Source organism: Candidatus Microthrix subdominans (assembly GCA_016719385.1).
GTDB classification, from domain to species: Bacteria; Actinomycetota; Acidimicrobiia; order Acidimicrobiales; family Microtrichaceae; genus Microthrix; species Microthrix subdominans.
Window position 1 is genome coordinate 112,133 of the sequence record JADJZA010000002.1, and the last position, 26,325, is coordinate 138,457.

General features: G+C 67.3%; 23 protein-coding genes, 1 tRNA gene and 1 pseudogene. 9 read left to right on the forward strand and 16 right to left on the reverse strand.

Annotation, left to right across the window (positions count from 1 at the left end):
• Positions 1–60: 60 nt before the first annotated feature.
• On the forward strand, positions 61–1,674 hold the full coding sequence (locus IPN02_06490; protein ID MBK9296495.1) for an MFS transporter: 1,614 nt from the start codon (positions 61–63) through the stop codon (positions 1,672–1,674).
• 105 nt (positions 1,675–1,779) lie between these two features.
• On the opposite strand, the gene IPN02_06495 is transcribed toward IPN02_06490, so the two are convergent.
• Complete coding sequence (locus IPN02_06495; GenBank protein ID MBK9296496.1) at positions 1,780–2,973, reverse strand: Fic family protein; 1,194 nt, start codon at positions 2,971–2,973, stop codon at positions 1,780–1,782.
• A gap of 62 nt (positions 2,974–3,035) precedes the next feature.
• Positions 3,036–4,505: a M20/M25/M40 family metallo-hydrolase gene (locus IPN02_06500; protein ID MBK9296497.1), complete on the reverse strand. Its 1,470-nt coding sequence runs from the start codon at positions 4,503–4,505 to the stop codon at positions 3,036–3,038.
• A gap of 32 nt (positions 4,506–4,537) precedes the next feature.
• Here IPN02_06500 and IPN02_06505 point away from each other — a divergent pair, with 32 nt between their 5' ends.
• The 3 genes from IPN02_06505 to IPN02_06515 all read left to right on the forward strand — a co-directional run bounded on the left by IPN02_06505 (position 4,538) and on the right by IPN02_06515 (position 6,360).
• Positions 4,538–5,284 (forward strand): LLM class F420-dependent oxidoreductase, encoded by a 747-nt coding sequence (locus IPN02_06505; GenBank protein ID MBK9296498.1) that lies wholly within the window; start codon positions 4,538–4,540, stop codon positions 5,282–5,284.
• A gap of 94 nt (positions 5,285–5,378) precedes the next feature.
• Positions 5,379–6,293: an enoyl-CoA hydratase/isomerase family protein gene (locus IPN02_06510; protein ID MBK9296499.1), complete on the forward strand. Its 915-nt coding sequence runs from the start codon at positions 5,379–5,381 to the stop codon at positions 6,291–6,293.
• Positions 6,284–6,360, forward strand: a tRNA-Thr gene (locus tag IPN02_06515). The genes IPN02_06510 and IPN02_06515 overlap by 10 nt, the downstream gene beginning before the upstream one ends.
• A 1,026-nt stretch (positions 6,361–7,386) precedes the next feature.
• Here the strand turns inward: IPN02_06515 and IPN02_06520 are convergent.
• The 6 genes from IPN02_06520 to IPN02_06545 all read right to left on the reverse strand — a co-directional run bounded on the left by IPN02_06520 (position 7,387) and on the right by IPN02_06545 (position 11,726).
• Positions 7,387–7,710, reverse strand: a complete 324-nt coding sequence (locus tag IPN02_06520; GenBank protein MBK9296500.1) for a hypothetical protein — start codon at positions 7,708–7,710, stop codon at positions 7,387–7,389.
• Between the two features lie 343 nt (positions 7,711–8,053).
• Positions 8,054–8,263 carry a hypothetical protein gene (locus IPN02_06525; protein ID MBK9296501.1) on the reverse strand — a complete coding sequence of 70 codons (210 nt, stop codon included), beginning with the start codon at positions 8,261–8,263 and terminating at the stop codon, positions 8,054–8,056.
• 282 nt (positions 8,264–8,545) lie between these two features.
• On the reverse strand, positions 8,546–8,989 hold the full coding sequence (locus IPN02_06530; GenBank protein ID MBK9296502.1) for a pentapeptide repeat-containing protein: 444 nt from the start codon (positions 8,987–8,989) through the stop codon (positions 8,546–8,548).
• A gap of 1,429 nt (positions 8,990–10,418) precedes the next feature.
• The gene (locus IPN02_06535; protein MBK9296503.1) at positions 10,419–10,913 is read right to left on the reverse strand and encodes a pentapeptide repeat-containing protein; all 495 of its coding nucleotides are present in this window, start codon (positions 10,911–10,913) and stop codon (positions 10,419–10,421) included.
• A gap of 190 nt (positions 10,914–11,103) precedes the next feature.
• Positions 11,104–11,520: a PIN domain-containing protein gene (locus IPN02_06540; GenBank protein MBK9296504.1), complete on the reverse strand. Its 417-nt coding sequence runs from the start codon at positions 11,518–11,520 to the stop codon at positions 11,104–11,106.
• Complete coding sequence (locus IPN02_06545) at positions 11,478–11,726, reverse strand: hypothetical protein (protein MBK9296505.1); 249 nt, start codon at positions 11,724–11,726, stop codon at positions 11,478–11,480. The genes IPN02_06540 and IPN02_06545 overlap by 43 nt, the downstream gene beginning before the upstream one ends.
• A gap of 352 nt (positions 11,727–12,078) precedes the next feature.
• On the opposite strand from IPN02_06545, the gene IPN02_06550 reads away from it, so the two are divergent.
• Positions 12,079–12,360 carry a type II toxin-antitoxin system VapC family toxin gene (locus tag IPN02_06550; protein MBK9296506.1) on the forward strand — a complete coding sequence of 94 codons (282 nt, stop codon included), beginning with the start codon at positions 12,079–12,081 and terminating at the stop codon, positions 12,358–12,360.
• A gap of 365 nt (positions 12,361–12,725) precedes the next feature.
• Here IPN02_06550 and IPN02_06555 read toward each other — a convergent pair whose 3' ends face one another.
• Complete coding sequence (locus tag IPN02_06555) at positions 12,726–13,343, reverse strand: nucleotidyltransferase domain-containing protein (protein MBK9296507.1); 618 nt, start codon at positions 13,341–13,343, stop codon at positions 12,726–12,728.
• 239 nt (positions 13,344–13,582) lie between these two features.
• Between IPN02_06555 and IPN02_06560 the strand changes: the two genes are divergently transcribed.
• Entirely contained in the window at positions 13,583–13,774 is a 192-nt protein-coding gene (locus tag IPN02_06560; GenBank protein MBK9296508.1) for an excisionase family DNA-binding protein, read from the forward strand.
• Positions 13,775–14,306: 532 nt separating this feature from the next.
• On the opposite strand, the gene IPN02_06565 is transcribed toward IPN02_06560, so the two are convergent.
• The 3 genes from IPN02_06565 to modA are packed head-to-tail and all read right to left on the reverse strand — an operon-like array spanning position 14,307 to position 17,052.
• A complete protein-coding gene (locus tag IPN02_06565) occupies positions 14,307–15,413 on the reverse strand; it encodes an ABC transporter ATP-binding protein (protein MBK9296509.1) in 1,107 nt (368 codons plus the stop codon).
• Entirely contained in the window at positions 15,410–16,210 is an 801-nt protein-coding gene (gene modB / locus IPN02_06570; GenBank protein MBK9296510.1) for a molybdate ABC transporter permease subunit, read from the reverse strand. Before modB ends, IPN02_06565 begins: the two co-directional genes overlap by 4 nt.
• 5 nt (positions 16,211–16,215) lie before the next feature.
• Positions 16,216–17,052 (reverse strand): molybdate ABC transporter substrate-binding protein, encoded by an 837-nt coding sequence (gene modA / locus IPN02_06575; GenBank protein MBK9296511.1) that lies wholly within the window; start codon positions 17,050–17,052, stop codon positions 16,216–16,218.
• 258 nt (positions 17,053–17,310) lie between these two features.
• Here modA and chrA point away from each other — a divergent pair, with 258 nt between their 5' ends.
• Entirely contained in the window at positions 17,311–18,483 is a 1,173-nt protein-coding gene (gene chrA / locus IPN02_06580; protein MBK9296512.1) for a chromate efflux transporter, read from the forward strand.
• Between the two features lie 1,145 nt (positions 18,484–19,628).
• Positions 19,629–20,411, forward strand: coding sequence for a hypothetical protein (locus IPN02_06585; GenBank protein ID MBK9296513.1), 783 nt, complete (start codon positions 19,629–19,631; stop codon positions 20,409–20,411).
• A gap of 63 nt (positions 20,412–20,474) precedes the next feature.
• On the opposite strand, the pseudogene IPN02_06590 reads toward IPN02_06585, so the two are convergent.
• The 3 genes and pseudogenes from IPN02_06590 to IPN02_06600 form a co-directional block, all read right to left on the reverse strand.
• A pseudogene (locus tag IPN02_06590) lies at positions 20,475–21,600 on the reverse strand (DUF2252 domain-containing protein).
• A gap of 428 nt (positions 21,601–22,028) precedes the next feature.
• Positions 22,029–23,114, reverse strand: a complete 1,086-nt coding sequence (locus IPN02_06595) for an SDR family oxidoreductase (GenBank protein ID MBK9296514.1) — start codon at positions 23,112–23,114, stop codon at positions 22,029–22,031.
• An 18-nt stretch (positions 23,115–23,132) separates the two neighbouring features.
• Positions 23,133–23,204 carry a hypothetical protein gene (locus IPN02_06600; protein ID MBK9296515.1) on the reverse strand — a complete coding sequence of 24 codons (72 nt, stop codon included), beginning with the start codon at positions 23,202–23,204 and terminating at the stop codon, positions 23,133–23,135.
• A 185-nt stretch (positions 23,205–23,389) separates the two neighbouring features.
• On the opposite strand from IPN02_06600, the gene IPN02_06605 reads away from it, so the two are divergent.
• Positions 23,390–24,535: an ATP-binding protein gene (locus IPN02_06605; protein MBK9296516.1), complete on the forward strand. Its 1,146-nt coding sequence runs from the start codon at positions 23,390–23,392 to the stop codon at positions 24,533–24,535.
• Positions 24,536–24,609: 74 nt separating this feature from the next.
• Here the strand turns inward: IPN02_06605 and IPN02_06610 are convergent, their stop codons facing one another.
• Complete coding sequence (locus tag IPN02_06610; GenBank protein ID MBK9296517.1) at positions 24,610–26,115, reverse strand: DUF1254 domain-containing protein; 1,506 nt, start codon at positions 26,113–26,115, stop codon at positions 24,610–24,612.
• Positions 26,116–26,325: the final 210 nt, after the last annotated feature.

Below are 26,325 nucleotides of genomic sequence, written 5' to 3' on the forward strand. Positions count from 1 at the left end.
CTGCTCTCGGAGAGCGGTGCTGTTGTGGCAGCCCTGCCACCTTGGTCGTATCGTGTGTCGATGCGATCGCTGACGGTCCAAGAGGCCCACGACAAACGTTGGTGGACCCTCGCCGTGCTGTGCTCGTCGCTGACGATCATCAGCATCGACAACACGATCCTCAACGTGGCGCTGCCCCACATCGTCGACAACCTGGGGGCGAGCGGCTCCGACCTCCAGTGGATCGTCGACTCCTACGTCGTCGTCTTCGCCGGCCTGCTGCTCACCAGCGGCTCGCTCGGCGATAAGTTCGGCCGCAAGCGCATGCTGACGTTCGGGTTGGCGTTGTTTGCGGCGACCAGCGCGTTCGCCGCGTTCAGCGGAACGCCGCTCGCCTTGATCGGCGCCCGAGGTTTGATGGGCATCGCCGGTGCGGCGATCTTCCCCTCCACCCTGTCGATCCTCACCAACACCTTCGAGGGCCCGGAGCGGGGTCGGGCGATCGGCATCTGGGCGGCGGTGTCCGGCCTGGGCATCGCCATCGGGCCGTTGCTCGGCGGGTTCCTGCTCGAGCACTTCTGGTGGGGGTCGGTCTTCCTGGTCAACGTGCCCATCGCCATCGCCGCCATCGTGGCCGGCCACTTCCTCGTGCCCGAGACCGTCGGCGAGCGCGACCGCCCGCTCGACCCGATGGGGTCGCTGCTGTCGATCGCCGGGCTCACCGGCGTGCTCTTCGCCATCATCGAAGCCCCGGTGAAGGGCTGGGTGTCGCCGTCGGTCGTCGTCCCCGGCACCATCGGGCTGGCCATCCTGGCGGCGTTCGTCGTCTGGGAGCTGCGCAGCCCGCACCCGATGCTCGACGTCAGCTTCTTCTCCAACCCCCGCTTCTCGGCGGCGTCGGCCACGATCACGCTGGTGTTCTTCGCCCTGTTCGGATCGACGTTCCTGCTCACCCAGTACTTCCAGTTCGTCCTCGACTATTCACCGCTGAAGGCGGGTGTGCTCACCGCCCCGGTGGCACTCGGCATCATGACGGCCGGGCCGCTCGCCCCACGGCTGGTCGAACGCATCGGCACCAAGCTGGTGGTGATGGCCGGGTTGGGGGTCGTCGGGGTGGCGCTGCTCTGTTACGGCTCGGAGTTCCTGATGGAGTCGGTGCCGTTGGGCATGGGTGTCCGCCTGGTGTTCGGCTGGGGCATGGGCCTGGTGATGCCGCCCGCCACCGAGTCGATCATGGGGTCGCTGCCTAAGGCCCGAGCCGGCGTGGGATCGGCGGTCAACGACACGACCAGACAAACCGGTGGTGCGCTCGGCGTTGCCGTGATCGGGTCGATCTTCGCTGCGCAGTACCGCTCGAAGGTGGTGATCCCGGCGGGGCTGCCCGAGCAGGTACGCACCGGCATGGAGGATTCGATCGGCAGCGGACTGCGCATCGCCCGGCAGATGAAGCTGCCCGCAGCCGACCTGGCGGCGGTGCACGACGCCGCCAGCGTGGCGTTCGTGTCGGGTATGCAGCTGGCGGTGGTGATCGCTGCGGTGATCGTCGCCCTCGCGGGCGTGGTGGCCTGGCGCTACCTGCCGGCGCGTGAGTCGGCACCCGAGCCCATGGGCGGCCCCGGGCACGACCACGACCACGACGCAAGCCTGGACGGGCTGATCGAGGCCGAGGGCGTCACGCTCGCCGCCGGCGACTGAACCAGACCGGCACTTGGCAGCCGTTGTCAGCATGAAAAGTGCCCAAGATGGGTGCTTTGCTCGCCCACAACCGAGGTTCGTCCAGCGACATGGAGCCTTCGGTCGCTATCGGCGAGCGATTCGGTCGGAGAAGTTGTCCAACGCTCGCAGCACGTCCGGGGCCTGCCAACGCCGATTGCGCGCACCAGATCCAATCTGAGTCAGCACCTCGTTCTCGACCAGGACGCCGATGGCGTCCCCCGCCCGACGGTCGCTGATGCCCAACGACTCGGCGAGGTACGCCACGTCGATGACTGGCTGAGCGGTCACCACGTCGATCGCCCGGTGGGCGGCGGCGTCCGAGCGCACGTTGAGCGATTTCTGCCACCGGCGGCGAACCTCGTCGAGTTCGGTGGCCAGGCGACGACCATTGCGGACCGCTGCGAACGCAGCATCGGCAAAGCACTCGACGATTGCCGCCGGATCGCCGGCTCGGTAGGCGGTCAGGGCAGCAAAATACCGATCGATGTCGAGTAGCAGCCCGGCCGAGACGGGCACGGTCACGTCGCGGGTCAGCCCCTTGGCTTTGAGCATGCTGTGGACGATGGCGCGTCCGGTGCGTCCGTTGCCGTCGGGAAACGGATGGATGGTCTCGAACTGTGCGTGGGCGATGGCGGCCTGCTCGAGTACCGGCACGTCGTCCCGCGCCAGGTAGGCGACGAGGTCGTCCATCGCCGTAAGAACCCGGTCGTGATGCGGCGGGACGAACTCGGCGGTATGTGGGCCGTGGCTCCTTCCGCCGATCCAGACCTGCTGGGTGCGCCAGTGCCCGACGATGTCCGGCCGAGACTTCTGCATCAGGTGTCGATGCATCTCGATGATGGACGCGCCGTCCAATCTGTCGGCCAGGGCGATGGCGGCCTCCATCAGCCGGCTGTTGGCCACGATTTCGGACGCGTTGTGGCGGGAGACGTCCCCCAGTTCCGCCGAGGCGATGGCCCGCGCCGTTGCCGTGAGGTGCTCGATTTGGCTGGAGGACGCTGACTCAGACCGCAGAAGTATGGCCGGAAGCGGCGATATCCCGGCGGACATGTCGGCATCAAACCGAGCGATCTCGGCCGTGGCCTCGTCGGCAGCGGCCCGGATCTCCGGGCTCAGATGCGCCCGAGCGGTTTCGATTGGTGGAACGATGGCGGCTTCGTAGAGCCCCGAGAACTTGGATTGGTGTCGACGGGGGACATCATCCAGGTCGCCAGCCCACGGTGTCGGCTCGTAGGAGACGCGCGGCCATGGCACTGAGTTGCCTCCCTGGGTCGGCATTCACCCACCTTACCGACACTTAGACGTCTATGTGTCGGTAAGGCTGGATCTAGTCGTCGCTTTCACCTCATCGAGTCAGCAAGGGTGGCGTGGGCGTGCAGCACGTCGACGATGCAGCCGGTCAGCCGCTCGGCGAAGGCGACGTCGAGAAACTCGTTGGGTCCGTGGGCGTTCGACCCCGGGCCGAGCACGCCGGTGACCACAAACTGGGCGTCGGGGAACTGCTCGCCCAGCATCGCCATAAACGGGATCGTGCCGCCCTCACCGATCCAGCGTGGCTCCTTGTCGAACCAGGCGGTGGACGCCTGTTCCAACGCGTCGGCCAGCCACGGCGCGGTCGGTGGGGCATCCCAGCCGGTGGCGCCCCAGCCGGGGCTGACGCTGACCATTGCGCCCGACGGCGAGTCTGCCGTGAGCAGCTCGGTCAGCCGGGTCGTGATCGCATCCGGGTCGACGCCGGGCGGGATGCGGATCGACAGGCCCAGCGTGGTCGTCGGCCGGGCGACGTTACCGGCGTCGGCCAAGGGCGGCAGCCCGTCGGCGCCGATCACCTCCAGCGCCGGACCCCAGGTGCGGTTCAGCAGCTGTTCGGCCACGTCATCGGTGGCCGGGTGGGTGCCGCCCGCCCACGGAAACGCCGGTGGTCGACCCAGCGTCTCGGCCGACTGGGTCGCCTGACCCCGCCGCTCCTCGGGGATATCGGGGAAGAGCTCGTCGATCAGCAGGCGCCCGTCGCCCGAGGCCTCGATCCGGTCGAGCAGGGTGCGGGCGATGCGGAAGCTCGAGGGCACGATGCCTCCGGCGGCGCCGGAGTGGACGCCTTCGGTCAGCACGTCCACCCGCAGGTCGACCGACACCAGGCCCCGCAGCGAGGTGGTCACCCACAGCCGTTCGTAGTCGCCGCAGCCCGAGTCCAGGCAGACGACCAGCTCGGGCGAACCCAGCTCGTCACCCAACGCATCGAGGTGGGCGGGCAGGTCGGGGCTGCCCGACTCCTCCGAGCACTCGATCACCCCGACGATGCGGCCGTGTTGGCCGCCGGCCCGGTCCAGCGCGACCAGTGCAGTTCCCAACGCGTACACCGAGTAGCCGTCGTCGGCGCCTCCCCTCCCGTACAGGCGGTCGCCCTTGCGCACCGGGGTCCACGGCCCCAGGTCGTCGTCCCACCCGACCATCTCCGGCTGCTTGTCCAGGTGTCCGTAGGCCAGGACCGTGCCGTCGTTGGTGGCTCCGTCCGTCGCAGGCACGTCGACCAGCAGCAGCGGGGTCCGGCCGGGCAGGTCCCGGCGATGCACCGTCAGCCCGGGCAAGCCGAGCGACTCCAGCCAGTTGGACGCAGCGACCAGCACGGTGTCGATGTGGCCGGCGTCGGCCCAGTCGGGGTCGAAGGCGGGCGACAGAGCGGGCACGGCGATGTGGGCCTCGATCGCCGGGACCGCCGAGTCGTTCCACACCTGTGCGACCGTCGATGTGAGCACCTCCCGGTCGGGGGAGGTTGGCGTCGAGTTCTTGGGCGTGGGGTGGTCGACCATTTTCCAAGTCTGACGTGTTCTACCGTGAAGTCATGAAGATCGGCGTGCAGATCCAACCGCAGAACACCACGATGGCCGCGCTTCGGGCGGCGTGGATGGCCGCCGAGTCGCTCGGGGTCGACAGCCTCTGGGTGTGGGACCACTTCTATCCGCTCTTCGGCGATCCCGATGCTGCGCACTTCGAGGCCTACACCCTGCTGGCCACCATGGCCGCCGACACCACCTCTGCCTCGATCGGCGCCCTCGTCAGCTGTAACAGCTACCGCAACCCCAACTTGCTGGCCGACATGGCACGCACGATCGATCACGTCGCCGACGGCCGGTTCGTGCTGGGCATCGGCTCGGGCTGGTTCGAGCGCGACTACGAGGAGTACGGGTTTCCGTTCGGCACCGCCCGCCAGCGCCTGGCCGACCTGGAGCGCGACCTGCCGATCATCAAGGAACGGTTGGCCCAGCTCACTCCCGGCCCGGTCGGGGACATGCCGATCCTCATAGGCGGCTCGGGGGAGAAGGTCACGCTGCGGCTGGTGGCCCAATACGCCGATGCCTGGAACACCTTTGGACCGCCGGACAACTTCGCTGCCAAGAACCGCGTGCTCAACGAGTGGTGCGAGAGCGAGAGGCGCAACCCGGCCGACATCGAGCGCACGGTCGGCATCAGCGTCGACGAGGTTGATCAGCTGGAGGCGTATGCCGAGGCGGGTGCCGACCACGTCATCTTCATGGTGGGCGCTCCGTTCGACCTCGACCCGGTCGCCCAAGCCCTCGACGCCCGGTGAGTGAGTCACGCTTCCAACACTCCTCACTTCAGCGAACTGGGGAGCCCGGAGGTATCCCAGACGGTCTCCTCCACTCCCCGGTTCGGGGGCCGTGATGAGCGATGCGGACGATGGCGCAGCAGCGCCGCCCACTGGCGAGCTCTCGCTGAAGGCCACGTCGTGGGAGATCGTCGGCCGGGTCGCCGTTATCCGGCTGGACCGCCCGCACCGCAACAATGCCTGGACCGGGCGGATGCACCACGAGTACCGGGCGCTGATCGACCGGGCCGAGACCGACCCGGATATCCGCTGCATCGTCGTAACAGGGGAGGGCCGGTCGTTCTGTGTGGGGGCCGACAGTGATGCGCTTGCCGGTCATGTCGATAGGGGTGGCTACGACCCGGGACTACCGGCCGAGTTGCCCACGCCCGGCTACGGCGTGCGCCCGGATTACGACGACGACTTCGTCTTCCACTACGGCCTGAGAACGCCGGTTATCGCCGCCATCAACGGGCCGTGCGCCGGCGTCGGGTTTGTCCTCGCCTGTTACGCCGACCTGCGCTTTGCCGCCAAGGGTGCCCGCATGGCCACCGCCAACGCCCGGCTCGGACTCCCGGCGGAGTTTGGCCTCAGCTGGGTGCTGCCTCGCCTGGTCGGCGTCACCCGCGCAGCCGAGCTGCTGATGACCGGTCGGAAGTTTCGGGCCGAGGAAGCCGAGCACTGGGGTTTGTTCAACGAGGTGATCGAGATTGATGACCTGATGCCCCACGTCATGGAGGTGGCCCGGGGCTTGGCCGAAGACGTGGGACCCGACGCGGTCGCCACCATCAAGTACCAGCTGTACCGGGATGCCGATCGCAGCGTCGGTCCGGCGGTGGCCGATGCCCAACGGTTCATGCGTGAGGCGATGGCCGGTCCCGAGTTCGCCGAGGGCGTTCGGGCCTTCCGGGATGGCGTCCCGCCCGACTTCCCGAATGCAGCCGTGGAGGCGGCCGCTCCGGGCTCTAACATGGGCGACACGCCCGGATAGCTCAGTTGGTCAGAGCAGCTGTCTTGTAAACAGCAGGTCGTCGGTTCGAATCCGACTTCGGGCTCCAAAACCCTTGCAATTGCAGCAATCTGAGCGTTTTGACATCGATTCGCAAAATGGCTCGGGCCACTTTAGGGCCACAAATCCTCCTGGTAGGGAGCGGTACAGGGTGGTAGGCGCTGTCGAAACGGGCCGAAGCGCCACTGTGTACCAGGCCCTACCACCTCCTACCACCAAAACCGACTGATTCTGCGGTATCTGATCAGGGGGTTGACCTACCTGGCGAACGATATTCAGTAAAGGTGGTTTGCAAGGTGGTTCTCTCAGCGGATCCGATCGATCCGGTGCGGCTCGTGTCCGGTCGCGGGTGTGACCAGACTGGGCGGGTGACGTCTTTGATCCGGCGTTTGGCAAACTCGACGTGAGGATGCCGGACGACGTCCGACGGGTTACCCGATGCGCTGTCTCGCGCCCGGAGCTGCCAGAACCAGCAGGTATGACCGCCGTCGTGGCTAGGGCTAACACCAGTGGGCCCGATGCTGACAGCGGGGGGGCCGCGACGGCCGGCTCCGAGACGGGCCAACGTCGAAGCGCTCACTGTCCGTTCGACCGGTGGGGTGGGCGTCGGTCGGCACCGGGGCCTGGATCTCGGTAAGAAACGTTACCGAGAGTCAGGACCGGTTCGCTGGTCCAGCGTATGGAGCTCGAGCTTGGACACAGCGCACCGGATGCCGCCGTGCACGAATCACTGGGCGTGTCGGTGCCACCCTGAAACTCGCCGGGCTGCTATTGCAGCGTCCCAACTCCGTTCACCCCAACCCGCACAAGCAGCGGGTCCTCGATTCGATTGAAGCGAAGCAGCGCTATCCGGCTTGTTTGTTCAGCTCATGCTCGACTGCACGACGGATCCAGCTCGATACGGACCTGTCGTCTGCGTCGGCGCGGCGACGGACCTCGTCCAAGGTCGCGGGTGGAAACCGGACCGGTACCGGCTCGGTCATCCTTGAGCGGCGCCGCGGCGGCCCCTGCGGGACCTGGTTTTCTGGGAGAGCGTAGAACTCGTATTCCTCGTCAGGGTTCATCTTCTTTGTGGTCATCGGTCCTCCCGGTACCTGTTGGCCAAGCCGGCCGTTGCCTCGTAACAGCCGATCGGACGGCATCGGCGCGGATCTCCCGAGTTCGATGGGGCCAGCGGAACCACCAGGATTCGCTGGCCGACGTCGGCGACCATCAGCCAGTGCGCCGGAGGAGTGGCCGGGTAGAACAGGGGATCTGAATTCCAGACGTCGTAGACATCGTCAACTCCCAAGGCAGGGTGTTTGAACAGGTGGGCGATCTGTTCGGCGATCTCGAAAGGCTCGACTTCGTCAAGCAGATCCAGATCGAGCGACTCGGACACGACCCAAGTGTAATACAACCGACTACAGAAAGTCGCTGGGCTGGGTTCGGCCGCTCGATCGCAACCCGGTCGGATCCAGGGGCTGTGGCGCAGCCAGCCGGGCGAGGCTGGGGCGTGCAGGAAAGCGGGCCACTTTGGGGGCCACAAACCCTCCTGGTAGGGAGTGGTATTGAGTGGTAGGCGCTGTCGAAACGTGCCGAAGCGCCGCTGTGTGCGAACCCCTACCACCTCCTACTACCAAAACCGACTGTTTCCGGGGTGCCTGGTCGCCAGCCAGATATACCGGAACGAACAATATTCAGCCGTACCGGCTCTGTGGGGTTGGTACTCGCAGTTGATTGATCGTTCCACTGCGTTGAACTCAGGGTGGCGAGGCGGCGCCCCACGGCCGATGGTGCGGTCGGGGCGGGGCGGGGCGGGGCGGGGCGGGGCGGGGCGGTCGGTCGGGTGCCTCCATCCACTCGGGGCAGGCGGCCGCGATCGTGCCCGCTTCGCCGTTGGTGCGGCTCAGGAACCCGGCGAGGGGGTCGGCGGGCGTCTCGGGTGGGCGGGCGTTTGCGGTGGTGGTCACCAGCTCGAGCCACCGGCGAGCGCGTCGAGGCCCGCCCGGTATGCGGTGACGGTGGGGGCGGCCTTGCCGAATAGTCACTCAGCGACCAGCGCGTCTTGGCCTTCGGTGATTCGGGAGGGCGCTTGTCGAGGTCGGAGCAGGCGCCGGGGTTGGAGCGGGGGTGTGTTGTCGACCAGTTTGGCCGGGTGAACGGTGGCGGGTGTCAGGCCGGTTCCCATGTCCACCGTGGTACTCGGCATAGCGCATTATCGCGCCGGACCCTACCTTCGCCCGCCCGGCTGTTCAGCCGTCCTTCTGGGGGGCCCAAGCGTTTTCGGGTGGCTCGAAATACTCCGGCCATGTCGGCGGGAGGGTGGGCTCCCACTTCGCCTCGGACATGTGGTCTGCCGTGATAAGGACCGTCCCGGTCAGGTCCGTCAAGGTCAGGTTTGCGTCGGTCAGGTTTGCGTCGACCATATCCGCATCGGTCAGGTTTGACCGATCCAATTTCGCTCCGGTCAGGTTCGCCTCGGACAGGTTCGTCCCGGTCAGGTTCGCCCAGCCCAGGTCGGCTCCGGTCAAATCTGCCTGGCCCAGGTTCGCCCCGGACAGGTCCGCACCGAACAGCACCGCCCCGGTCAGGTTCGCGTTGAGCAGGTCCGCCCCGGTCAGGTCCGCCTCGGCCAGGTTCGCGCCGATCAAGCTTCGACCACCGAATGAAAGATGAGAGAGGTCCTCCCCCGGCATCCCGATGCCGTCGAGTTTCGCCACGTACAACGTCTGTTGTAACGCCCGTTTGTCGGCTCGTTCCGCCCGTTGGTCCTCCAGCTGTTCGGCATGCTCTACCCGTTGGTCCTCCAGCTGCTCGGCATGGTCTGTCCGCTGGGCTTCCCGCCATTCGCTAAGGGGGGGGGGGGGGGGGGGGGGGGGGCCCCCGCCGGGCGGGGGGGGGGGGGGGGGGGGGGGGGGGGGGGGGCGGGGGGGGGGGGGGGGGGGGGCCCGGGGGGGGGGGGGGGGGGGGGGGGGGGGGGGGGGGGGGCCCCGCCCCCCGGGGGGGGGGGGGCCCGGGGCGGGGGGCCCGCCCCCGGCGGGGGGGGCGGGGCCCCGGGGGCGCCCCCCCCCCCCCCCCCCCCCCCCCCCGCCCCCCCCCCCCGGCCCCCCCCCCCCCCGGCCCCCCCCCCCCCCCCCCCCCCCCCCCCCCCCCCCCCCCCCGCCCCCCCCCGCCCCCGCCCCGGCCCCCCCCCCCCCCCGCGGCGGCCCGCCCCCCCCCCCCGCCCCCCCCCCCCCCCCCCCCGGCCCCGGGCGCGCCCCCCGCCCCCCCCCGCCCCCGCCGCCCCCCCGGCGCCCGGCCCGCCCCCCCCCCCCCGCCCCCGGCCCCCCCCCGCCGGGCCCGGCGGCCCGGGCCCCCCCCCCCGGGGGGGGGGGGGGCGGCGGGGGGGGGGGGGGGGGGGGGGGGCCGGGGGGGCCCCCCCGGGGGGCCCCCCCGGCGCCCCCCCGGCCGCCCCGCCCGGCGCCCCCCCCCGCCGCCCCCCCCCCCGCCCCCCCCCCCCCCCCCCCCCCCCCCCCCCCCCCCCCCCCCCCCCCGCCCCGCCCGGGGGGGGGCCCCCCCGCCCGGGGGGGGGGGGGGGGGGCCGGGGGGGGGGGCCCCGCTCGGGCGGGGCCGGGGGGGCCCCCCCCCCCCGGGGGGGGGGGGGGGGGGGGCCCCCCCCCCGGGGGGCCGGCCCGGGGGGGGGGGGCCCCCCCCGGGGGTTTGGTTGGGGGTGGGGGGGGGGGGGGGGGGGGGGCTCCCTTTTTGGGGGGGCCCCCGGGGGGGGGCGCGGGGGGGGGGGGCGGGGGGGGGGCCGGCCCTTTTCTCTTTTTTTTTTTTTTTTTTTTCCTTCCTTTTTCCCCCCCCCCCCCGGGGGTTCCTCCCCCTCCCCCCCCCCCTCTAAGCCCAAAAGCAAACCAGCCAGCACCAACCCCTCCACGATCGTCGGCCCCCAGCGGGCCCACCTCGATTCCTTCGGCAGTTCAACAACTAAGTCAGGGCGCGGTCGGACTGCGGTTGCGGCTAGCCACCCGAATGCCGCCATCAGGGTCGACACGAAGCGAGATGTGCTGCGGCGCCGAATCGGCAGGTCACCTTTGGTGCTGAGGGGCATGACCGAACATCGTTTCACAGCGCTACCATCTGGGGTCACCCGTCGGCCTGGGGGGTTCCATGCGTTGTTGGGAGGGTCAAACCGTTGGGCCACACCGGCGATTGAGCGGGATCCCGTTTTGTGCCGGTCAGGTTCGCCCCGTCCAAGATCGCCTTGTCCAAGATCGCCTTGTCCAAGATCGCCCCGGTCAGGTCCGTGTCGCTTCGGTGAGCGAACACTCGGTGCACATTCGCTCTGGTCAAGTTCGCTCTAGCCAGGGTTGCCTCGGCCAGGTTGGCCTCGGCCAGGTTGGCCTCGGCCAGGTTGGCCTTGGAGAGGTTGGCGTCGTGCAGGTCCGTAGCGGCGAGGTTCGTCTCCAGCAGGCGTGCCCTCCGCAGGTCTGCCCCGGCCAGGTTTGCTTCGGAAAGGTTCGTCAGGTGCAGGTTCGCCCGAGGGAATTTCGCCCTGCTCAGCCTTGCCGCCGAGAGGTTCACCCCGATCAGGTCTGCATCGGCAAGGTTCGCCCCGCGCAGGTCCCGCCGCCGGTCCACGCCAGCCCCCAGGAAACAAAAGAGGGACCCCCGAGAGGGTCCCTCGGCTCCTCAACAGAGGAACCATCAAAAGAACGAACGAGCCCTTTGCCCGCAACAACGGGGGTAACAGTTGAAGCGATCACCTTCAACGGGGCTCCAAGTTCAGGCCAGGTCCGCGGGCAACCCTGGCCGTTGCACCCGGAAGCTGTTAGAGCGGCTCGATGATGACCTCGGCGTTGTGCGCAGCGAGCCGCCCGAGATCGTCAGCGTCGCTCGTCAGAATTACGGCTCCACCGGCATCGATCGCTGTCGCTACGACGACAGCATCGATGGTGGAACTCAAGTTCGCAGCGCCCAGCAGACCTCCAGCAAGTCGAGCGGTCGCCTCGTCTGCCGCTGAAACATGGCCGACCGCCTTGACGATGCGATTGACCCGGGCATCTCTCGCTGTGCCCCGTACCGTCTCGGCAACAACAACCGATGGCAACGAAACCACCGCACCCGCTTCATGCGCAGCAGCAAGTGCGGCACGGGCGCGCTCCTCGTTTCTCGAGAGGCCTATGACAGCACCGCTGTCGAGGATCAGGCGGAGCGGCGGTACTTGGGTTCGGCGGGTCCTTGCCATAGCTCTCGTGCCTCCTCCAGTAGCTCAGGCGGGATCGGGCCCGACTCGGTCTCCATCTCGGCCAGAAGCTCGCCGAGCCGGTCGTGCTGTAGCTGGCGTTGTAGCGCTTCGTTCACGTACGCCGAGAGTTCCCGGCGGCCCGCTCGCTCCCTCGCCTCGGCAAGGACGTCTTCCTCGATACTGAGTGACACTTTAGACACGGCCATGCCCTTATCCTACCTAGAGTAGGAATCTGCCCGCAACGAGTTTCTCGTAGCGGCCTATTGGGGTAGCGCCGACCCGTCCTGAGGTGCAACACCATTGGACGGGTGAGTGTTACACTGCGTCCCGTGCCGACAACCAAACAGCGCATCACGATCACGGCCACTGGTGAACTCGAACGCATCCTTGTGTCCAAGGGCGACTACATCCCGATCTGAGCCCCTCGGCGCTGGTTGCGATGCTGATTGAGCGGGGCCATGCGGCCAGTAGTGAGGCGCTCGGCAGGGAAGCGCTCGTGCGAGGGCTTGCCGGGTCCCAGGCCTACCCCGCCGGCTATTTGAAGGAGTTGCGCGACGAATGGCCGGACTGATCGTCGCCGATGCCAGCGCGCTGATCGCCTACCTGAACCCGGGAGACGCCCATCACGCCGATGCCGTGCAGGGATTGATCGATGTCGACCAGTTTGTGGTGCATCCGGTCACGCTTGCCGAGGTGCTGGTGCACCCGGCGCGCAGCGGCTCGGAGTCGACCTGGTGGGCCCCGCGTTTTCCGGACGGGCGTAGAACTCGTAATCCTCGTCGGGGTTCATTTTCTTGGTGGTTATCGACTGGTGGATGCTGCGTCCATAAGCCGGGTTGAGGCCCGACTGGCGACCTTTTGGTCGGAGGCGCTTGATGGGGCCGAGCTATAGCCGGCCTTCGTCTTGAGCCCAAGCAGTCTGCGGAGTTCCTTTCCGAGTCCTGCGTCGGCTTTGTCGAGCAGCGTCGCCGCAGCGGCGTGGTCTTGGCCGCTGGCGTGAACACCGAGCCGGGCGCAGCAGATTACGTCTGCCGCGGCTATGCCAGCATGCACGCACAGGGTGATGTACGCATCGCCAAGGTTGCTGTCGTTCGGAGGCCAGTTCGCTGATGAGCGACGCTGCGTCGCTGAATTGGCGGGCCTTGGCCATTCGGCCCGAGCGGTCCCTCGCTGAGCATTTTCTCGTCGGTGCGGCCATCAGAGGCTCACCCCGCCTGCCGGTAGTCCGGCCTTGGCTTCACGCTGGCGAGGTATCCAGGGGTGCCAGACAAGACGAAGCCGTCGCGAGCGATTTCAGCGAGAATCCGCTCGGTCGCGATCGTGTCTGCGACTTCTGACGCTGACATCTCAAGGACGCGTGCGTCGTTGCCGGTCCACGAAGTGCTTGCAGTCGCTAAGGCGTCGAGCTGCTCATGCCACTGCACGTCATCTTCGACGACGACCGAATCGGGTCGCACGACGAACACATCGATGTCGCTTCCCTCGGTCATCCTCCCGGTAGCGGCAGAACCGAAGAGCGCGGCAAAGTCACAGGGCGTCGACCAGGTGTCGATCAGGTCACGCATTCGCTTCAGAACTTCGCGGCTGGCGTCAGCCAGGCCGATGATGTGTGGGGCGCACACGTGCTGCCGGTTGAGCCGGTAGGTGTATGCGCGGCCAACTTGCTCGCTGTGAAGGACGCCCTGACCGGTCAATCGCATGAGAGCGTTTCGGACGCCGGCAACAGAGTGGAACCCAATGAGGTCGTGCACCTCAGGCGGAGTAAACGAAGCGTCGGCTCGTGCAAGCGCCGCGAGGACGTCCCCATCGATCGTCGGGGTCACCGCCAGGAACGGTCGACTCAAGATCATGCTCATGATATTACACCTATGTCAAGTATTATCCACACACTTTTGAAGGATTCGGTGCGGCGGCGCTGGTCGCCGACAATTCCGACTTGAGCGTCACGATCCCCGGCGTCGCGCTCAACCACGTGATCGAGCTGCTCGCACACATCGCCAACGGCAACGCCGTCACCATTGCGGCGGTGCACGCAGAACTCACCACCCAGCAAGCTGCAGACATGCTCGGCGTGTCCCGGCCCTACCTGATCGGGCTCCTCGAGGAGAACCAGATTTCGTATCGGCGGGTGGGAAACAGGCGCCGTATCCGCCTCACTGACCTCCTCGCCTACATGCGGGAGGACGACCTCCGCCGTGCGGAGACCGTCGCTGAGCTCACCGCCGAGGCCCAACGCCTCAACCTCGACTACTGAAGGATCGTCGTGGCCTTCGGAGCTACTTATGACGCCTGCGTCCTCTATCCGGCATGCCTGAGGGACTTCCGGGTTCGGTTCGGAGGACGACGCCGCATCACGTCGGCCGACGTGCGGCCACACCTACCCACCTCGTCAGGCCCTGCGCCATCGAACGACAAACGCGCGACGAAAGGCTAGGTTGCGATTGCGGGGAGGTACTCCCCGAGCGGTGGCCGTCACCGACGCCACCGCGACCACCCAGGCAACAGACGGAGACGAACATGCCACGAAGCGCTGGAGATCGATACGAGTGTGAGAAGTGTGGAGCTGCGCTGGTTTATGAGAAGCCGTGCACGTGCCCTCCGGAGATGGAGCATTCCGAGATCTGCTGCGGCGAGCAGATGAAGCGTTCGGAGCAGTAGCACTCGCTGTGACGGCCCCGCCGGGCCGAGCCTTACCGGTTCATCTCAGTCGGCCAGGCGGGCCCGTCCTTACCTCAGACCGGGTCTGGCTTCAGCCACCGTCCCGAGCCCGATGAAATGCGACCGCGTTACGGTGCGGGCGCGTTCGTGGTTTGCGCTGACCTGGGGACGTCGAGGGACGTGACCGCATCGAACACCTTGAGGTGGGACGGATCGACGTGCACGTCGACCATGGCGCCGGGGGAGAGGTGCAGGTCACGGAGAGATTCCAGTGATGCCATCGCGGCGATGGGCACCGGCCCGCCGACGCGGATGTGGACATCATTGCCGGCCGCCTCAAGGCCTGCGATCCGGGCGGTCCACGATCCGACCCCATTTGGCCCGTCCGGGAGGGCCACCGATACGTGCCGTGGAGCGATGACCAGGTCGACGGGACCGTCCGAGCCCGCCCGTGGGGCTGCGACCTCCGCCCGGTCGCCGAGTTCGATCACCGCTCCTCGCCTGTAGCCACGCAACAGGTTCGTGCCGACGAGGGCCGCGGCGTACTGAGTGAGCGGCCGACGTTCCAGTGCTGCCGGTTCGGCCACCTGGGCCACCCGACCTTCGTCGAACACGACGACCCGGTCGGCCAGTACCAGGACGTCGACGACGTCGTGGGCGACCAGCACGGTCATGCCTCCGAACTCCGCGAGGTGACGGTGCAGCTCGCAGCGGACCTCGAGGCGGGTCTCGGAGTCGAGCGCGCTCAGCGGTTCGTCGAGGAGCAGGAGGCGCGGGTCTCGGGCCAGCGCTCGCGCCAGCGCCACCCGCTGGGCCTGTCCGCCGGACAACGAGCGGGGTCGCTCATCGGCGAGGTCCTCGACCCCGAAGCGCTCGAGCCAGTCACTTGCGACAGCATCGGCCGTCTCCCTCGAGCCACCGGCGCGTCGTGGTCCATACGCCACGTTGTCCCGGACGCTCAGGTGTGGCAGCAGGAGAAGATCCTGGAACACGACACCCACGCCACGATGCTCCGAAGCTACCCATCGACCGGTCGACGGCTGGTCGAGAACCGTGCCGTCCAACGTCAACGAGCCCGATGACAGCCGAAGCAGACCAGCCAGCAGGTTCAGCGCCGTCGACTTGCCTGATCCGTTGGGTCCGACCAGTGCGATCGTCTCGCCGGGCGCACAGGAAAAGACGGCGTCAAGGACAAAGCGCCCCAGGTCGAGTGTGCCGTCGAACTCAAGGCTCACGACAGCGGCCGCCATCGGTTCCGCAGCAGAGCCAGCACGATCAGGGTGGGAAACAGCATCAGCATGCTCAACAGCACAGCCTGGTCGAGGTCCGACTCGAGGGCCAGGAAGGTGGCGAGGGGAAGCGTCTGGGTGCGTCCGGGCAGGTTGCCGGCGAAGGTGACCGTCGCACCGAACTCACCCAAGGACCGTGCCCACGCCAGCGCCCCGCCCGCCGCCAGCGACGGTGCCACCAGGGGGAGCGTGACTGTTCGGGCCACGGAGGCCGGGCCGGCCCCCAACGTCGCCGCGGCCAACCCCAGCCGACGATCCACCGACCGGAAGCCGCTCTCCATCGTGATGACCACGAAAGGCAGGGCCACGAACGCCACCGCGACTATCACCCCGGCGGTGCTGAAAGGCAGCGTGACGCCGAACCAGTCGTCCAGCCAGCGCCCCGCCACCCCACGACGCCCCAGGATCGACAACAGTCCGACCCCGCTCACGAGGGGCGGCAACAGCAACGGCACGAGCACGACCGCACGGAGCAGTGCACGACCCGGGAACCGGGCGTAGGCCAGGATCCACCCCAACGGCACACCCAGCGCAAGCGACACTGCGGTCGAAGCGGTCGCGCAGAGTGCAGACAACCGGATGGCGTCGCCGACCCCCGGGCGAGTCAGTCGCTCGGCTGCGCCGCTCCACGGCGCGCGCAGCACCAGTCCGATCACCGGGAGTGCAAGGAAGAGGGCAGCAAGGACACCGATGGCAACGAAGACCCGAGGCGCCCGGTCGCCCGCTTCGGTGCGGGTGGACATGTTGATCAGGCCACGAGGAAGCCGGCAGCGTCTGCCAGCTCCTTGCCTTTGGTGGAGACGAGAAAGTCGACAAAGGCCCGCGCTGCGGCGTCGTTTTCGCTGGCCGTCAGTGCTGCGGCGGAGATCTCCGACGACACGTTGGACGAGTCGGGGATCACGATCTTGTCGACCTTGCCCCCACCGGCCTTGATGTCGGTGGCGAACACCAGGCCGACGTCGATCTCGCCGGTCGCTGCCTTGGTGACGACCCCCGGTGAACCGCCAGGCTCAAGCGTGTCCGCGCTCAGCGTGATGGAGCTCGCCGCGGCGAGCTCCTCGGCCAGCTTGCCGCACGGCAGCTCCATGGCACACAGGCCGACCCGCAGCGATGCGTTCCTCAAAGCGTCGATGCCTCGCACCCCACCGGGATTGCCCGCCGGCACGACCAACGCCATCGGGTTCCTCGCGATCACCTCGGGGTTCCCGTCCACCATGCCCTTGCTCGACGCCTGTCCCATGGTTCTGGCGTCAGGAGTGACCAGCACGTCGGCCGCCACCCCACCCTCGAGCTGAGCGAGCAACGATGGCACATGGCCCAGGTTCAACTCGACGCTGACACCGGGGTGATCGGATTCGAACTCCGTCGTCGCAGCCTCCAGCAACCCCTTCAGCGGTCCTGGGGCCATCACCGTCACCGTGCCAGACAAGGCTTCGGCCGAGGCGTCCGTCTGCCTCGTCGCAGTGGTCGACGACGCGCTGACCTTGCTGTCCTCCTCACCGCCGCACGCCACCCCCAGCAGTACCAACGCCGTCAAGCTGACGGCGGCGACCAGACCTCGGCTCCGTGTAGCTCGGATACCCATCATTGCTCCTGGTCCCGGCCTGCCCGGCCGATCCGTGGTACTTGTTGACCCGTGTGTGACGGGGTTCCTTCGACAGCGCGGCTCTCCGGGTCTTCAGCACGATCGGCGCTCGGAACTCGGTGGCTGGCGAGAACCGTATCAGCGGGCCCAGCGGCCTTCTTGGTGCAGGATGGACGCCTGTGGCCCTCCTAGGTGATCTGACCGTCCGGCCCGTCGCTGTCGACGCCACCGCCGCGACCCGATCTGGGGTTCGGTGAAATGACGACCCCTGCGGGCGACATCGCGACCCCGTCGGCCGGTCACCTCTTCAGGGTGTTTCTACGCCTGGGGGTGGGCGCGTTCGGCGGCCCCGCCATGGTGGCCTTCATCCGCCACAACGTCGTCGAACAACGACGATGGCTGACCGACCGCGACTTCCGTGAGGGCGTCGCTGTCTGCCAGGCGCTGCCGGGAGCGACCTCGATGCAACTGTCGGCCTGGGTCGGTCTTCAGATGGCTGGCGTGACCGGTGCAGCGGCGGCGTTGATCGGGTTCGGCCTGCCAGCGGTCGGGTTGATGCTGGCGCTTTCAACCAGCTACCAGCAGTTGGCCGGAACCGCCATCGTCACCGCCGTGTTCGGCGGGCTGCAGGCGATCACGGTAGCGATCGTGGCCAGCGCGACCGTGTCGTTCGGACGCAGCTCACTTCGGAACTGGCGGCACTTCGTCATCGCCGCCGGTGCCGCCGGCGCGTTGGCGCTCAAGGTCCACCCGATTCTCGTCGTCGCTGCCTCGGGCGTGACTGCGGTCGCCCTCGGGCCTCGCCAGGAGACCGCCGACCTTCAGTCATCTTCGACCCCTCGCTCGACCACCCGGCCGCTGCTCGGCATCTGCGCCGCGGTGCTCGTTGGTTTCGCAATCCTCGCCGCCACCTCACCGGAGCTGTTCGAGCTCGGCACCCTCATGACCCGTATTGACCTGTTCGCGTTCGGCGGCGGCTTCACGTCGTTGCCGCTGATGTTCCACGAGGTCATCTCGCGCGGTTGGATGAGCACCACCACGTTCCTCGATGGTGTCGCACTGGGCCAGGTCACACCCGGGCCGGTGATCCTGACCGCGACCTTCGTCGGGCTAGTGGTCGCCGGATACCCGGGAGCAGCGGTTGCGACCATCGCCATCTTCCTTCCGTCGTTCCTGATCCTCGTCGGCGTCGCCCCCCACGTCAGTCGGCTGCGGGCCTGGCGTCGCTTCGACGCCTTGGTCGCAGGGCTCTCGGCTTCATTCGTCGGCCTGCTGGCCACGACCACCGTCCGGTTCGCCACCGAGGTGCCCTGGGATCCCTCACGCCTGGTGACCACCGGGGTCGCCTTCGGCGTGCTGGTCGCCGGTATCGACATCGTCTGGGTCGTCCTCGTCGGAGCGGCGGTCTCGGCGGTATTCATCGCACCATGAGACGGCCCCTGTGCCGCTTGGCTCCCCGGACTGGCGTAGAACTCGTACTCCTCGTCTGGGTTCATCTTTTTGGTGGTCATCGGTCCTCCCGGTACTTGTTTGCTAAACCGGCCGTTGCTTCGTGACAGCCGATCGGTCGGCAGTGGTGCGGAACGGGGACGCAACCCTCACTATTTGCACTCGGCTGCGGCTAGATCGGCTCGATTGTGACCTCGGGGTTGTGCGCAGAGAGCTGGCCGAGATCGTCAGCGTCGCCGGTCAGAATCACAGCTCCACCGGCATCGATCGCTGTCGCTACGACGACAGCATCGAATGTGGAGCTCGAGTCCGCAGCGCCCAGCAGACCTCCAGCAAGTCGAGCGGTCGCCTCGTCTGCTGGGGCAACACGGCCGACCGCCTTGATGGGATCGGGCCTGACTGGGTCTCCATCTCGGCCAGAAGCTCGCCGAGCCGGTCGTGCTGCAGCGGGCGGAGTAGTGCTTCGTTCACGTACGCCGAGAGTTCCCGGTGGCCGGCTCGCGTTCTCGCCTCGGCAAGGACGTCTTCCTCGATGCCAGGCCCGGCTTCATCCCGATCTGAGCCCCTCAGCGTTGGTGGCGATGCTGATCGAGCGGGGCCACGCTGTCAGTAGCGAAGCGCTCGGGCGATGGCTTGCCGGATCGCAGACCTACCCCGCCGGCTGTCTGGAAGAGTTGCGCGACGAATGGCCGGACTGATCGTCGCCGACACCTGGGCGCTGATCGTCTATCTGTGCCCGGGAAGTGCGACATCAAGTCGGCATCACCACACCTGGCACCGGCGTGCTGACCTTTGACGCTCAACTGAACTCGGTCGCCAATGCGCAGGGGGGGGAGATGACGTAGTCGATCCGTCAGGGGCTGCCGCCGGCCAGCTCGTTCCCTGCAAAACTCACGCTGAGTGTTGGGATGACATGGTTTCAGCACGTGCTCGACGGCGCGGTGGATTGACTCGGCACTGCCCTGGCTACGCTGTCGCAACGCTTCCTGCGCCGATCGGAGCCCCATGACGACGCAAGTGACAGGTGGTCCTGAACTGCACTCGCATGGCGCTCCGCCGGAGTGCCCGGGGCGTCGATGCCCGGGTCACGGATGCTCGGTGGGTCTGCGTTGAACTGCCGGTTGGACATGCTCCAGTTCGATATAGCGGCTGCCGCCGGCTGGTACTCGGCGATCGCCGGACTACTTGCCGGCTTCGCACTGCTGGCGATTCTGCTGCCCCTCGATCACGAGGCTGTGCAAGAAGAAGATCGCAGCATCGCCGACTCGATCGTCGTCTTCACGTGCGCGTTCTTCGCGCTGCTGGTCTTGTCGTTCAACTACGCGGGGCTGTCGGGCCGGCCCAGCGACGGGGCGGCGGCCGGCATAGCGGCCCATGAGCAGTTCTTGTTCGGAGCGGTATTCGGTCTGGCGTCGTTGCTGCTGCTGTTCGGTCTTCGTGCCGTGATCAAGTCATACGGGGCCAACGCTGTGGTCTTTGCTTCCGCCCGTGACTCGATGCAGGTCGTGACCGCCCTGCTCGGTCCGATCCTCGCCCTGTCGTTGCAGTTCTCGAACGCGCTCGACCTTGAGCGAGTCCGGCTGGAACAGAGTGCGGGCAGCACAGCGAGCTGCGGACCCGGAGGTATCCCGTCAGGTGTGTGGATCAACTTGACGATCTCGGTCATCTCGATCCTGGCCGTGCTGATCCTTGCGGTGTTTCGGCGCCGTCTCCATCAAAATGTGGGAGCACCGGCCATCGTTGCGAAGGGGGTCTTGGTCGTCGGCGTGGCGGTGACGGTCTGGACTTCATTCGCAGTGCCGCTGCTTCCGGGGAGCTACGTCGCTGGGGCAGTGTTCGAACACGTTGCGTTGCTGGTCTTCGGAGTCGCAACCGTGGTGGTGTCGGCAGCAGCGTGGTCAGCGCGGTGAACGCCATCGTATGGAACGCCGCTCCCGATCATCTCCGCAATCCGGCGAGAGGTGGTTTCAGGCTCAGGCCATGGCGGCCTTGACCGTGCCGGCGTCGATCGCCGCCACGAGCTCGGCGTGGTCGGCCTGGGTCTGCGCCGCGTAGGCGACGGCGAAATCGGTCACCCCATCCCCGTGCGCCTTGCCACGCCCGAGGTACGACGCAATTGCGAGCGGGTCGCCGCTGCGGGCGTGGGCCCGGGCCAGACAGCCTCCACAGGCGAACGCGAAGTTTCTGAGGTGCGGTCCGATCCGCTGCTGTCGGGGATCACCTTCATGTCGCGGAACTGGCGAACGTAGAACTGGGCGTCGTCGACCGCGGTCCAGCCCAGCAACATGTCGGGTGCCGATTGGAGGAGGCGTTTCCCAGCCACCACGCGACGACATCGGTCAAGCGGAACCGGCGGAGCAGGTGACGCACATGCTCGGACTGCGTCGCCAGGTAGGACTCGACGACGTGTTCGAACAGGTTTCGCTGGTACCGGTCGTCGAGGTGGGTGCGGAAGGGCGGGTCGTCCACGATGTGGGCCCGACCCTCGACTTCGGTGGTGAGCCGTTCGTAGGCTCCCGCGCTTGTTCGCGCCGCGGACTTACGTTCAATCCAGTTCGACATGCGACGCTGCTCCGCCGGTTCGAGTCCCGACAGCAACTCGGCGGATGACGTCTGGTCGTACCAAATGTCGAGCTCGGACACGCCGGCGTAGTCGTTCATGGCCAGCTGGTAGCCGCGGGCAGCGGCGCGCGCTGCGGCCGCGCCGACGTCGTCGCCGAGATCGTTGTCCTCGGCCTTGACCACCACGCTGGTGGCCAGCCGCAGGAGATCCCACTCGAAGGGACCCCGCGCCGTCTCGTCGAAGTCGCGGACGTCGAACGCGAGTGTGCGCTCCGGCGTTGCCCAGAGCCCGAAGTTCAAGACGTGGGCGTCACCGCACAGCTGCACGTCCAGTCCAGAGTCGGGACGGGCCATGAGGTCGGTCGCCATGACCGATGCCACACCTCGCAGGTAGGTCCACGGCGACGCGGCCATACGCCCGTATCGGATCGGCAGCAGGCGGGTGACGCGGTCAACGTCTTGGTCGCGCAGCACCTCGCGTGCGCTCCGCTCGCGTCCGCTCGGGTCCCACTGGCCGACGGTCCGTCGAGGCAGCACCTTGCGGGCTGCCCGGCCGGCTTCCCGTGCGGCGGCGCGGGCCGTGACGCGGTCGTCGTTGGTGGCCCGGGGGTCGATGGCACCCACGGGAACATCTCGGTGACGAGCACCGGCGGGCCGTTGGCGTGTCGGCGGAGCAACGACGCCGCTGTCCCTGCGACGCCGAACGCATCGAACACCGGGAGCAGCCGGGCCATCGTCGCCCGACCGGTGCACGCCAACTTCGCCAGCCCGACCCCAGCCCGAGCAAGGCGACGAGGCCCAGCGAGACCCACTCCGGCTGCAACAGCATGGCGAGCCCGACGGCGGGTGCGACGTGTCCGGTCAGCGTGATGACCGGGCCGAAGTGCGACGTCAGGTTCGTGATCTCATGCACCTGGCCCGTCGCTGCTTTGAGCTGACTTGCTGCTCGGGATCGAGAGTGCCTGCTATTGCATCGCTGCCGCTGAGATGTCCGGATTGCGCCGCATGAACTCGACGAGCGTCGGCATGTAGGACTCAACCGGGGGACAGGCCACCCCGGTGTCGTCGAGGTCGGCCTGGTTGGCAGTGAGGTAGTAGGTGGGGTGGTTGAGGTAGGCGATGGTGCTGGAAGGAATGCGCAGCAGGCTGTGCACCCCGGGCACGTGGTCGATCGCGAACCGGGCCAGACCGGCCGGCAGCGGAACCGGGATCATTCGGCACCCGACGGCGTCGGCCATAGTGGCGTAGAGCTCGGCCACGGTGAGAGGTCGAGGATCGGCCAAATTGTAGACACGCCCAGACGAGCGATCCGTAGCCGACAAGGTGGCGATGGCTTCGATGACAAAGTCGCTCGGCACGATGTTGAAACGGTGCAGGGTGGGGTCCCCGACGGTGGGCATCACCGCCCAACGACCCTGTCGCAAAAGCAATTGAAGCGCGTAGTAAGGACCGTCGTACTTCTGGGTCTGCCCGGTGGTGCTGTCACCGACCACCACAGAGGGGCGGTAAATCGTGGTGGGCATGCCCTGGTCTCGTCGGGTTTGCACCTCCACCTCGGCCAGGAACTTGGTTTCTTCGTAGTAGTTGTTGAACTGCTGCCCAACGTCGAGGTCGTCCTCGCCAAACGCGCCGGCATAGCGGCCGCTGACGTAGCACGTGCTGACGTAATGGAACCGCTGTAAGGAATCTGCTCGCTCGGCGAAGTCCAAGACGTTGCGGGTGCCCTCGACATTCACTCTCATGGCCACATCGCGAGGCACGCTGAGGTCGTAGACAGCAGCCAAGTGCCACACTTCGGTCACGCCGGCTGCCAGTGCCGTCGGGTCGTCGAGGCCGAGCCCCGGGACGGTGATGTCACCTGTGACCAGATCAATCCGACCGGCCAGGTCTGGGTTTGCCTCGACCAGTTCCTCCAGCTGCCGTGTGGCGAGATCTGCGAAGTTCGACTGGATGAGACACGTCACTGTTGAGTTCGGCAAACGGGAGAGCACTCTCGGCAGCAATTGCACGCCCAGGAAGCCGGGGAAGCCAGTGAACAGAAGAGTGGACATAGGGCCAAGGTAGCTGGTTCAGGTGATCTTCCGGATCCGATGGTTGGTGGTGTCGGCGACGTAGACGGTGCCGTCGGGGGCGACTGCCACCCCGGTCGGGGCTGAGAATTGGGCGGTGTTGCGGTGACGGTGTGGACCTCATTCGCGGTGGCGCGCTGGGCCGTGTGCGGATGCGTACGCGGAGGGGCCGGCCTGCTTGATTCTCGACGATCGGTTTGTCGGCCCGAGAGACCAGACTGCCTTGTAAAGCTAATGGACAATGTTAGTATTTCAAGGTGATCTTGCGTGATCGAGCCCGAGAGCGGTTGAGCGCTGCATTGGGACGGTCTCCGGTGGTGGTGCTCACGGGCCCGCGCCAGGCCGGCAAGACGACGCTTGCTCGCCAAGTGGTTACCTCTCCAGCTTCGAACTTCTTTGATCTGGAGGACCCACGGGACGACGCGCGACTTGGTGACCCGACGCTGACGTTGCCGGCGCTCGAGGGCACAATCGTCATCGATGAGGCGCAACGACGCGAAGATCTGTTTCCGATCCTGAGGGTGCTTGTTGATGCTGATCGCCGGAACGGTCGATTCCTGGTTCTTGGGTCGGCTTCCCCCGATCTCGTCGGTTTGACGTCGGAGAGCCTCGCCGGCAGGGTCAGCCTGTTGGAGCTCCCCGGTCTGCACGTCACTGATGTTGGTGCCGACCGGCTTGATGAGCTGTGGACCCGTGGTGGCCTGCCTCCGTCGTTCACAGCCGACGACGACGAGGCTTCGGCTATGTGGCGTGAGGACTACGTTCGGACGTTCCTCGAGCGAGACCTCGCCAACCTCGGCGTGCGGATCCCGGCTACGACCATGCGTCGGTTCTGGACCATGGTCGCCCACTACCACGGCCAGACCTGGAATGGTGCCGAGCTGGCCCGCAGCCTCGCTGTTTCAGAGCCCACCGTCCGCCGCTATCTGGACGCGTTGACCGACGCGCTCGTCATCCGGCAGCTCCAACCGTGGCATGCCAATGTCGGCAAGCGTCAAGTGCGGTCGCCGAAGGTTTATGTCCGCGACAGTGGGCTCTTGCATCGTCTGCTCGGCCTCGATGACCGGGACGCGGTGTTGAGCCACCCCAAGCTTGGCGCGAGTTGGGAAGGGTTCGTGATCGAGCAACTGCTCACCCGTGCAGCCATGAAAGATGCGTGGTTCTGGGGAACTCACGCCGGCGCCGAAATCGATCTCGTCTTTCAACATGGGAGTGAGTGGATCGGCGTGGAGATCAAGCGCTCCGATGCACCCCGAATGACAGCTTCCATTCGAAACGCCATCGATGACCTCAACCTCAGCCGGGTGATCGTCGTCCACGCTGGTAGCACGCGGTACCCAATCACCAGCCGGGTCGAGGCCGTCGGCGCGGCCGAGATACTCAGTGACGGCCTCAGTGCCTGATCGGCGGGTTGCCACGGCACTCCCAGCGCCCAAGTCACGAATGGTCGGACTGCTCGCCGCTGACCCGATCGAGATCAGTCGATCAGTTGGACCTCGCTCGGTCGCCAGGTCTGATCGAACCAGGCGTCGAGCGGTCCGTAGAGACGCAGGTACGTGAACCAGCTCTTGCCCGGCACGGTCGCGATCCAGTTCACCTTGTCACCATCCGGGGCCGTCGGTCCGAAGTGCAGATCGACGGAGCCGTCGGCATTGACGACGAGGCCGTCGCGCTTGTTGTTCGTGCTGGGCATCGGCTGGGAGGTCTGCAGCTCGGACCGGGTCTGTGGGTCGTACGCAACGACCGACCAGAAGTCCTTGGCCGGCACGTTGGCCGGAAGGGCCAGTCGGTATGTCTTGGCGCCGTCGAATGGGTGGCCGGCGCTGTCGGTCGAAACGCCTGCGTACTGAGACCCGACACCGATCATCTTCATCATCATCGCCGGGGTGTTCAACGTTGCTTGGTAGAAGAACAAGGTGCGGGCGTCCAGGTTGCGGCCCCCCCCGTCGCCGCCGTCCTTGAGCCACTCGTAGCTGCCCCCGGGGATTGGGTACCACCAGCCGCTGTCCGGGTAGATGCAGCAGCTCTCGTCCCTCAGCCGGAGCGCGAGTGCCCGAGCGGTGGCGTTGCCGATGGCGACCGCGTCGGTGAGGATCTTCGTCATCCGCTCATCGGGGGCAAACGTCTTGCCCTTCTGGATGCCGATCGAGGCGAACAGGCCGCGAAGCTCGGGGTCGAGAAACGAGACCGGCTCCCGTTCGATGACGGTGTGGAACTCCTCGTAGAAGTCGAAGTTGTTCGCATGGATGGTGTTGAACTCGGCGCCGGAGCGGTTGATGAACTCCATCTTGGGCGGGTTCTTTGCCTGGTTGAGCGGGTAGATCTTGACGCCGTTGGTGAACATGTCGATCGCCGCATCGGGGGTGCCGTCGACGAGGAACCCGCGGAGGGCCACCAGGTTGACGTAGCTCGTCGACCGGGCGACGAAGTACGTCTCACCGTCGACGACCGCCTTGCCCCCGCCGACCGGCGGATGGAGGTCGCTCGGATCATCGGGCGGAAGAATGAGGTATTTGCCGCCGGCCCCGCGATCCGGTCCCGGGGCGCCCATGTCGGTGACGAACCGGAAGAACGCGTCGTCGACGGTGCCGGGGCCGCACCCGGCGGGAATGTCCATCACGATGGGGCCCGTGTCGCTGAGGTCGAAGATGTTGACGGCGTAGACGGTGTCGGTGTTGCCGGTGAGGAACAGCGAGTTGGAGTCCATCATGGCGAAGATCACCACCTTGTTGCAGGCGTCGAGCCCGACTTCGGCGAAGCCTCGGCGGATGCCTTCGATCGACGTAGCGGGGATGCCGTTGAGGAAGGTCTCGACCCCACGCATCCGGTCGAGGTTGTCGAACACCGTGCTGAGCGTGTCGGCGCTCGGGATCCCGTCGAAGAACTCGAGCGTGCCAACCGACGTCTCGACGTTGTCGGGCGTGAGGATCTTGTCGGGGATGCGATGGTTGAAGCCGGGTGTCGCCTGGTCGGACGGATTCATGGAGATGCTCCTGCGGGAAGTCGTGGTCGTGACGGCCGCTCGTAGCGCAACGGCCTCCTCTGGAGTCGAGGGGGTGGAAAGGGCGGGGGGGGGGGGGGGGGGGGGGGGGGGGGGGGGGGGGGCGGGGGGGCTGTCGGCCGTCCCCGGGGGGGGGGGGGGCGGGGGGCCGGGGGGGGGTCGGCGGAGCATCACCCACGTTGAGTGATGATC

Coding starts and splice junctions, on each gene's coding strand:
- IPN02_06595 (MBK9296514.1), bottom strand. CDS start 23,114: ATGTCCACTCTTCTGTTCACTGGCTTCCCCGGCTTCCTGGGCGTGCAA.
- IPN02_06505 (MBK9296498.1), top strand. CDS start 4,538: ATGAAGATCGGCGTGCAGATCCAACCGCAGAACACCACGATGGCCGCG.
- modA (MBK9296511.1), bottom strand. CDS start 17,052: ATGGGTATCCGAGCTACACGGAGCCGAGGTCTGGTCGCCGCCGTCAGC.
- IPN02_06610 (MBK9296517.1), bottom strand. CDS start 26,115: ATGAATCCGTCCGACCAGGCGACACCCGGCTTCAACCATCGCATCCCC.
- IPN02_06560 (MBK9296508.1), top strand. CDS start 13,583: ATGCTCGGCGTGTCCCGGCCCTACCTGATCGGGCTCCTCGAGGAGAAC.
- IPN02_06530 (MBK9296502.1), bottom strand. CDS start 8,989: ATGCCGGGGGAGGACCTCTCTCATCTTTCATTCGGTGGTCGAAGCTTG.
- IPN02_06540 (MBK9296504.1), bottom strand. CDS start 11,520: ATGGCAAGGACCCGCCGAACCCAAGTACCGCCGCTCCGCCTGATCCTC.
- IPN02_06510 (MBK9296499.1), top strand. CDS start 5,379: ATGAGCGATGCGGACGATGGCGCAGCAGCGCCGCCCACTGGCGAGCTC.
- IPN02_06490 (MBK9296495.1), top strand. CDS start 61: ATGCGATCGCTGACGGTCCAAGAGGCCCACGACAAACGTTGGTGGACC.
- IPN02_06585 (MBK9296513.1), top strand. CDS start 19,629: ATGCTCCAGTTCGATATAGCGGCTGCCGCCGGCTGGTACTCGGCGATC.
- IPN02_06495 (MBK9296496.1), bottom strand. CDS start 2,973: ATGCCGACCCAGGGAGGCAACTCAGTGCCATGGCCGCGCGTCTCCTAC.
- chrA (MBK9296512.1), top strand. CDS start 17,311: ATGACGACCCCTGCGGGCGACATCGCGACCCCGTCGGCCGGTCACCTC.
- IPN02_06550 (MBK9296506.1), top strand. CDS start 12,079: ATGGCCGGACTGATCGTCGCCGATGCCAGCGCGCTGATCGCCTACCTG.
- IPN02_06545 (MBK9296505.1), bottom strand. CDS start 11,726: ATGGCCGTGTCTAAAGTGTCACTCAGTATCGAGGAAGACGTCCTTGCC.
- IPN02_06500 (MBK9296497.1), bottom strand. CDS start 4,505: ATGGTCGACCACCCCACGCCCAAGAACTCGACGCCAACCTCCCCCGAC.
- modB (MBK9296510.1), bottom strand. CDS start 16,210: ATGTCCACCCGCACCGAAGCGGGCGACCGGGCGCCTCGGGTCTTCGTT.